Raw genomic sequence first — 7,569 nt, forward strand, 5'->3', positions numbered from 1 at the left:
CGGGCGAGTTCGTCCAGCCGGCCGGAATGCCGTCGGAGCCGGCGCGGCACCGTTCCCGGGGAGAGCCCGAGTGGTCGTCGCGGGGCGACTTCGGCCGGGAACAGGAAAGTATGGTTGAGTGTTCAACTATATGATTGAGTAATCAACTATATGACGAGCGTCGCGCCCTTCCGCTGGGAGGGGCGTGACCGAAACCGACCGTACGGAGGATCATGGCTAGCAGTTCGACCGAGCACAGCGGCTCCATCGGGACCGTGTCCCAGAAGGGCATCCCCGACGAGGTGGACGTGGCGATCGTCGGGTCCGGCGGCGCAGGCCTGATGGCGGCGCTCACCGCCGCCAAGGAGGGGGCACGAGTCCTCGTGGTCGAGTCCCGGGAGATCGTCGGGGGCGCCACCGGGATCTCGGCGGGTGCCGCCTGGATCCCCAATCACGGCTTCTCGACCAAGGACCTGAAAGTGCACGACGACCTGGACCAGGCGCGACGGTACATCTACGGCCAAGGTCGCGACCGGATCCTCGACCACGACCTGGTGGAGAAGTTCCTGGAGACCGGACCGCACGTCGCCCGGTTCATCGAAGAGCACACCTCCTTCGGGTGGATCCCGACGATCTGGCCGGACTACCGCTCCGACATCGACGGCGCGTCCGTCGGTCGGGCACTGTTCCCCGGCCCGTACTCCCCGGAGGGACTCGGGGAGAACGCGAAGTACGTGCGACCGGCCCTGACCACGGGCATGGCCAAGAACCCGCTCCCGTTCTGGTTGCTGGGCGGGATCGGCATCGACGACGTCTGGCTCGCCGGACCGGCCTTGATCGGAGCACTGCTCGAGGCGGGCCTGCGCAACGGCGTCGACGTTCGCGTCGAGACGCCCGCGACCCGGCTTGTCACCGACGAATCGGGGGTGCGGGGGATCGTCGTGCGCGCCGACGGCGCCGAGCACACGGTGCGTGCCACCCGGGGGGTCCTGCTGGCCAGCGGCGGGTTCGAGAGCTCGACCGAGATCACCACGACCTACCTCGACGCGCCCTTCGGCGTGCAGGTCTCCCCCCAGGGCCACGACGGCATCGCGGTGCAGCTGGCGCAGGAGGTGGGCGCTGATCTGACCGGCATGGAGGACGCCTGGTGGATGCCCGGCGTGCAGCTGCCCGGTGAAGAGCTGGAGGGCCGCCCGCTCAGTCGTGTGTTCCTGGGCGAGCGAGCGCTGCCGCACAGCATCATGGTCAACAGCAAGGGTGAGCGCTTCGCGAACGAGGCCCTGGCCTACGACCAGTTCGGGCAGATCATGCGCGAGGTCGACCCGGAGACGGGCACCATGCCCAATGCCACGGCCTGGCTGATCTTCGACCACAACTACTGGACGAAGTTCGGGATCATCGGCGTCACGCCGGGCGCAGAGGTGCCCGACTACCTCCACCGCGCCGACACCCTGTCGGAGCTGGCGAACAAGATCGGGGTCGACGAGGTGGGGCTGCTCCGCACAGTCGACCGGTTCAACCCCGAGGCCGCCCGAGCTCGCGACCCGCAGTTCCACCGCGGGGAGACCTTGTTCGACCGCTACTTCGGCGCCTACTATCCCCGGCTGGGCAAGAACTCGCCCGACGCGCGGTTCCCCGCCGCCACCGCAAAGGCGCGGATGCGCATCGCCGCGGCGATCGGTCCGATCGTGAGCAAGCTCGCCGGACGGGTGGCGAAGAGGAACGACCCCGAACGCGTGCGTTCCCTCGTGGTCGGACCCCTGGCGAAGATCATCCGACCCATGCTGAAGAGCCCGAAGTCGAGCGTGCTGGGACCGGTCGACACCGCGCCCTACTACGCGCTCGAGGTCCAGGCCAGCGCGCTCGGCACCGTGGGCGGCCCGAAGACCGACGCACTCGGACGCGCGCTGAACACCGAAGGCAAGGTCATTCCCGGCCTGTACGCCGCCGGCAACGCAGGAGGCGCACCCACGAAGGGCTTCTACGGAGGCGCCGGGGGGACGATCTCGCTCGGGCTGGTGTTCGGTTACCTCGCGGGACGGGAAGCAGCCAAGCGGCAGGACGACGCGTAAGCATCTCGTCGGTGCCCTCGACCGTCGGCACGGCGGTCGAGGGCACCCTCGCGAGCACCGGCCTTCGCCGCAGGTGACCGAGCGCGAAGACAACGCATCGACCACGCCATAGCACCATGCCGCACACAGGGTCCCGTCCCTGCGAGGCACGCGCTCAACGGTCGAGCAGGCGCAGTTCCCCGGCGATCACGGCCAGCCGTGCGGTGTCCACCGCGTCCTCGCCGCGGAGCCGGTCGAGGAGTCGCACGAGACGGTGCGTGCGACCGGTCGGGTCCGCGGCACTCCCGTCGAGCGCGGTGACGACGAGCGCGTCGAGGCGGTCGGAGATCTCGTCGCGCAGGGCCGCCGCACCCATGGCCTCCCAGTAGGAGCCGCGGACGCGGGTGGCGAAACCTTCGAGCAGCCAACGGATGTGAAGGCTGTCGATCAGTGCGTCCCGGGCCGCGGCGACACGGGCGGGGTCGGTGCCCAGGCGCAGCGCCACCGCGGCGTTCGCGAACGCGCCACGGCAGTCCTCGGCCGACGGCCGGTCGCCCAGTGCGGCGGCGACGGGCGCGGCGAAGAGCGCCACGAGAGCCTCCGGTGTGTCCGCGTCGTCGCACGCACCCGCGAGCACGTCGCGGAGCGTGCGGCGGGCGGTGTGGCGCAGCAACCACGCCATCTCGGCCTCGACGACGCGCGCGAGCGCGCTCAGCTCCGCCAGCGTGCTGCGGGCATCGGAGCCCGCCGCGAGGATCCGGGTTCGGATGTCCTCGGTGTGCAGCACGCGGCTGACCACCACGTAAGCGCGCGCCGAGTCCGCGGTGGCGGCGCCGAACCGTTCCTCGAACCGGTACAGGGCTCCCGGGCCGAGACGGTTGACGAGCTCGTCCGCGAGCGACGCGACGACGATCTCCCGGCGCAGCGGATGCTCGGCCACGCCGCTTCCGGCGCGGGCCAGGATCTCGGCTGGGAAGTAGTTCTCGGCCCACGGGGTGCAGGCCGGGGAGTCCGGCAGCGACGACGCGGCCAGCTCGCTCGCGACGACGTTCTTCGACTGCGCCAGCAGCACCGCGAGTTCCGGTCGCAGCAGGCCCGTTCCCGCCCGGCTCCGCTCCCGGATCTCCGCCGTCGGGGGCAGGCCGTCGCCGTCGCGGGCGATCCGGCCGGCCCGCACCAGATCCTCGATCAGCCGCTCGTGCTGGGTGAGCAGCGCCGGGGCGTCGTGCTCGCTGCAACCCAGGGCGAGCACCTGATCCCGGGACACCGTGAGCACGGACTCGGCCACGTCGTCGGTCACCGCGGCGAGCAACGTCTCCCGCTGTCCGGGCGCCAGCGTTCCGGCCGCGACCGCGCGATCGACTGCGATCTTGATGTTGACCTCCCGGTCGGAGGTGGCGACGCCGGCGGCGTTGTCGATGAAGTCGCCGTCGCAGCGGCCGCCGTGGCGCGCGTACTCGACACGTGCGGCGCGGGTGAAGCCGAGATTGCCGCCTTCACCGACGATGCGCGCACGCACCTCGCAGGCGTCGACCCGGACCCGGTCGTTGGCGGGATCGGCGGCGTCGCCGTGCGTCTCGCCGGAGGCCTTCACGTACGTGCCGACACCGCCGTTCCACAGCAGGTCCACGGGCGCGCGGAGCACGGCCTTGATCAGTTCGTCGGGCGTCAGGGTCTCGGCGTCGATCCCGAGGGCCGCGCGGGCGGCCGCGGACAGCGGCACGGCCTTGGCGGTGCGCGGCCACACGCCGCCACCCGCGGAGATCGCCGCGGGGTCGTAGTCGGCCCAGGACGAGCGCGGCAGCGCGAACAGACGCGCGCGCTCGCGGTGGGAGGCGTCGGGATCCGGGTCGGGGTCGAGGAAGATGTGCCGGTGGTCGAAGGCCGCGACGAGGCGGATGCGGTCGCTGAGCAGCATGCCGTTGCCGAAGACGTCACCCGACATGTCGCCGATGCCCGCGACGGTGAAGGTCTGCGTGTCGACGTCGTGACCGAGTTCGGCGAAGCGGTGCCGCACGGCCACCCACGCGCCGCGGGCGGTGATGCCCATCGCCTTGTGGTCGTAGCCGGCCGAGCCGCCCGAGGCGAAGGCGTCGCCGAGCCAGTAACCGTATTCGGCGGCAACGGCGTTCGCCGTGTCGGACATGCGGGCGGTGCCCTTGTCGGCGGCGACCACCAGGTAGGCGTCCGCGCCGTCGTAGGCGACGGTGTCGGCCGGGGTGGTCGGCGCTCCGTCGACGACGTTGTCGACGACATCGAGCAGGCCGCGGATGAAAGTGGTGTATGCGGTGGTGAGGTCCGCGGTGGATCCGGGGCGGATCACGAAGGCGCCCTTGGCGCCGCCCGGGACGATGGGTGCGTTCTTGACGGCCTGGGTCGCCATCAGTCCGAGGACCTCCGTGCGGTAGTCCTCCGGGCGTTCGGAGAACCGCAGCCCGCCCCGCGCGACGAGCTCGGCCCGCACGTGCACGCCCTCGACGTCGCGGGAGTGGACGTAGATCTCCCGCAGCGGCACGATCGCCCCGCCGACGGTCAGCGCGGACGGATCGAGCTTGAACGACGCGTACGGTTTGGTGCCCCCGCTCTGGAACCAGTTGGTACGCAGGGTCGCGTCGACGAACGAGCGCAGCCCTCGCAGGGTCCGGTCGAGGTCGAAGGTCGCGGCGCGATCGATGTGGCCGGCCACCGCCGAGGCCGCGGCGGCGACGGCGGCTTCCCGGTCGGGCAGCCCGGGCCGGAACCGGGCGTCGAACAGTGCGGCGAGGGCCGCGGCATAGCCGGAGGTGGCCGTCAGGCAGCCGAGCATGTACGTCGGCGACAGGCCGATGCCGGCCTGCGCCAGGAACCGGACGGCTGCCCGGATCAGGTCGACCCACCGCCACGAAATACCCTCCTGCAGAACGAGTATCGAGAAGTCGTCGATGTCGGTGCGGCCTTCGGCGCCCGCGACGAACGCGTCCGCGATCAGGTCGAGCACCCCGGCATCCGGAGCGGCGGTTCCGGACGGCGCGATCGTGAAGTGGTGCGCCCCCGGCTCGTCCAGCGGCCGGTGGTCGCTCACGTGAAGACCGAAGCGCCGCAGGACGTCGACGACGTCGGTGAGAGTGAACCGGTGGTTCGGCCACGAAGCGAGGCAGCCGAGCGGACTGCCGTCGGCGGAGTCGAGGAAACGCAGCGTCGTCGTGTGCTGGGACAGGGAGGGGGCGCTCACGTGGGGTCCTTTCCGGGGCGGCGGCGATGGGGCGAGTCTGCCGCCTCTGCCTCCGGTAAGGCAGGGCCGAAGTGGAGCGGTCGGAGCGCCGCGAATCGCCGATTCGGAGTGGAGGCTGATCCGCTCGAGGCTGCGGGTGACCTGTGTATATCCGTCGGCGTCGGTGAACTGTACGCCGCGCCGGTGGGCGAGAGCCGGGCCGAGAAGATCTCTGCGGGGAGCTTCTCGGCCCGGGGCCTTTCTCACCGGTTCATGGATTGGACCGGTTTGCCGTCGTACGCGGCTTCACGAGGGTCAGGGCTCCTGGTGACGCGAGTCGTTCGGCTTCGTGGCCGACGGACGCCATCGGCGTAGCCCGGTGCCGGACTCGTAGGCCTGTGACGTGGGACAGGTGACGAGTTCGATGGTGCTACCCCAGGGCGTTCGGGCGTACAGATAATGGTTTCCCCGTCCCGCGTCGCCGCCGGGCAGCTCTGTCGGCGGGCTCATCAGCTGACCTCCTTCAGGATTACTTGGCGGGAGTCGCCGGCGTCGCCGCGGGTTCGTGCAATCGCCGAGCGGAGGAGATCGAGCGCCATGCGCCGGCGGTGTGCGCTCCGTCGGCGTCGAGGTGCCGCATCGACACGTCCAGCCATGCGGTCAACAGTTTCGGATTCGGAGAGTCCGGAAGTGTCCGCATGAGAGCCGAGTCGAGGTCGGGCACTGCGTCGGTCAACAGGTGGCGTGGAACGGAGAGGAGTGTTCTTGATCCAGGTCCCGGCACTGAGGCACTCGGCGGGGCCTACGCCGTCCCACGGGGCAGCGGTGCCGGAAGCGTTTTCGGTGCCCCGACTGCACTGTGCCAGGACCTCCGTTCCAGGGTGGACGATGAGGACCGCGACGTACTCACCTGGGGTGCGACGAAGTTCGGCGGCGCGTCGGTATCCGCTCATCGAGCCGACGCTGCATCCGACCACCAGTGGTCGCCATCGTCCGATGATGTCCGGCCGGGTGTTGACACTCCGAGTGTTGTGGAACACAATCTGAGCGCAGTTGACATGACTGTCACGTCATACTGCATGTCCGACGCGTTTCACTGTCCAGAGGAGATATCGATGACCGCCGCCGTTCCTGACATGCGTGAACTCGGACGAAAGGTACGGAATTGGGGGCGGTGGGGCGCCGACGACGAGCGCGGCACGACCAACCTCATCACCCCCGAGCGGGTCAGGGACGCGGCACGGCTGATCCGAACCGGACAGATCTTCGAACTGGGCATCCCGCTCGACGGCAACGGTCCGCAGCCGGGCGGAAGCCGGATCAACCCGATCCGGCTGATGTCCGAGAACGGGCAGGAGCAGGTGTTGCCGGGCGGTTTCAAGTGGGCCGACGACTACGTCTTCATGCCGCTGCAAGCCGGGTCGCAGTACGACTCCCTCGCGCACGTCCACTACGACGAGCAGCTGTACAACGGGCATCCCGGCGACGGCGTCACCGTCAAGGGCGCCGACAAGTGCGGCATCCACACCCAGGCCAAGGGCATCGCGGGCCGCGGCGTGCTCCTCGACGTCGCCCGGCATCGGGGTCTCCCATGGCTCGAGTCGGGAACCGCGATCACACCCGAGGAACTCGATGCCGTCGTGGAAGCGCAGGGCGTCGAGGTCGGGCCGGGCGACATCCTCCTGATCCGAACCGGTTGGCACGCCAAGTTTCTCGCGGAGTCCGATGCGGCCGCGTACATGGCGGGAGAGCCGGGGCTGAGCCTGTCGTGCGCACAGTGGCTGCGCGACCGGGACGTGGCGGTCGTAGGTGCCGACAACTGGGCCGTCGAGGTGATACCCGGGGAGAACCCGGGCGCCCTCTTCGAACTGCACATGGTCCTGATCCGAGACATGGGCATGACGCTCGCCGAGATGCTCGACTTCGAAGAACTCTCGAAGGCATGCGCCGCCGACGGCGTCTACGACTTCTTCTACACGGGGCCGCCGTTGCAGTTCACCCGGGCAGTCGGTTCCCCGATCAACCCTCTCGCCATCCGTTGACACGACCGGCAGCCGGAATCCTCCCGCTCGGCCGAACCGACCCGATACCGCCCGTTTCATCACGCCAAGGAGAACCGAATGCTGCTCAGCGACATCGTCGAGTACAGCGCACGCAAGCATCCCGATCGAATCGCCCTGCGCTTCGAAGACGAGACGGTCGGCTACGGCCAGCTGCGCGACCGCAGCCGCCGCCTCGCGAACGCACTCCTCGGCGTCGCGGACCCCGGCGACCGCGTCGCGATCCTCTCCACGAACCGCACCGAGTACTTCGACTGCTACTACGGCGTGCCCATGGCGGGCATGGCGT

General features: G+C 69.9%; 4 protein-coding genes. 3 read left to right on the forward strand and 1 reads right to left on the reverse strand.

The window, feature by feature from the left end; all coding sequences use genetic code 11:
- The first annotated feature begins 212 nt into the window (after positions 1-212).
- A complete protein-coding gene (locus AIIKEEIJ_RS10755) occupies positions 213-2,051 on the forward strand; it encodes an FAD-dependent oxidoreductase (protein WP_161995614.1) in 1,839 nt (612 codons plus the stop codon).
- A 154-nt stretch (positions 2,052-2,205) separates the two neighbouring features.
- Here the strand turns inward: AIIKEEIJ_RS10755 and AIIKEEIJ_RS10760 are convergent, their stop codons facing one another.
- Positions 2,206-5,241: an NAD-glutamate dehydrogenase domain-containing protein gene (locus AIIKEEIJ_RS10760; protein WP_161995615.1), complete on the reverse strand. Its 3,036-nt coding sequence runs from the start codon at positions 5,239-5,241 to the stop codon at positions 2,206-2,208.
- Positions 5,242-6,335: 1,094 nt separating this feature from the next.
- On the opposite strand from AIIKEEIJ_RS10760, the gene AIIKEEIJ_RS10765 reads away from it, so the two are divergent.
- Both AIIKEEIJ_RS10765 and AIIKEEIJ_RS10770 read left to right on the forward strand, forming a co-directional pair.
- The gene (locus AIIKEEIJ_RS10765; RefSeq protein WP_050035857.1) at positions 6,336-7,262 is read left to right on the forward strand and encodes a cyclase family protein; all 927 of its coding nucleotides are present in this window, start codon (positions 6,336-6,338) and stop codon (positions 7,260-7,262) included.
- A gap of 78 nt (positions 7,263-7,340) precedes the next feature.
- A partial coding sequence (locus tag AIIKEEIJ_RS10770; RefSeq protein WP_161995616.1) for an AMP-binding protein occupies positions 7,341-7,569 on the forward strand: 229 nt, incomplete at its 3' end.

The sequence above is a fragment of the Rhodococcus sp. YH1 genome (assembly GCF_009939605.1).
Lineage (GTDB): Bacteria > Actinomycetota > Actinomycetes > Mycobacteriales > Mycobacteriaceae > Rhodococcus > Rhodococcus aetherivorans.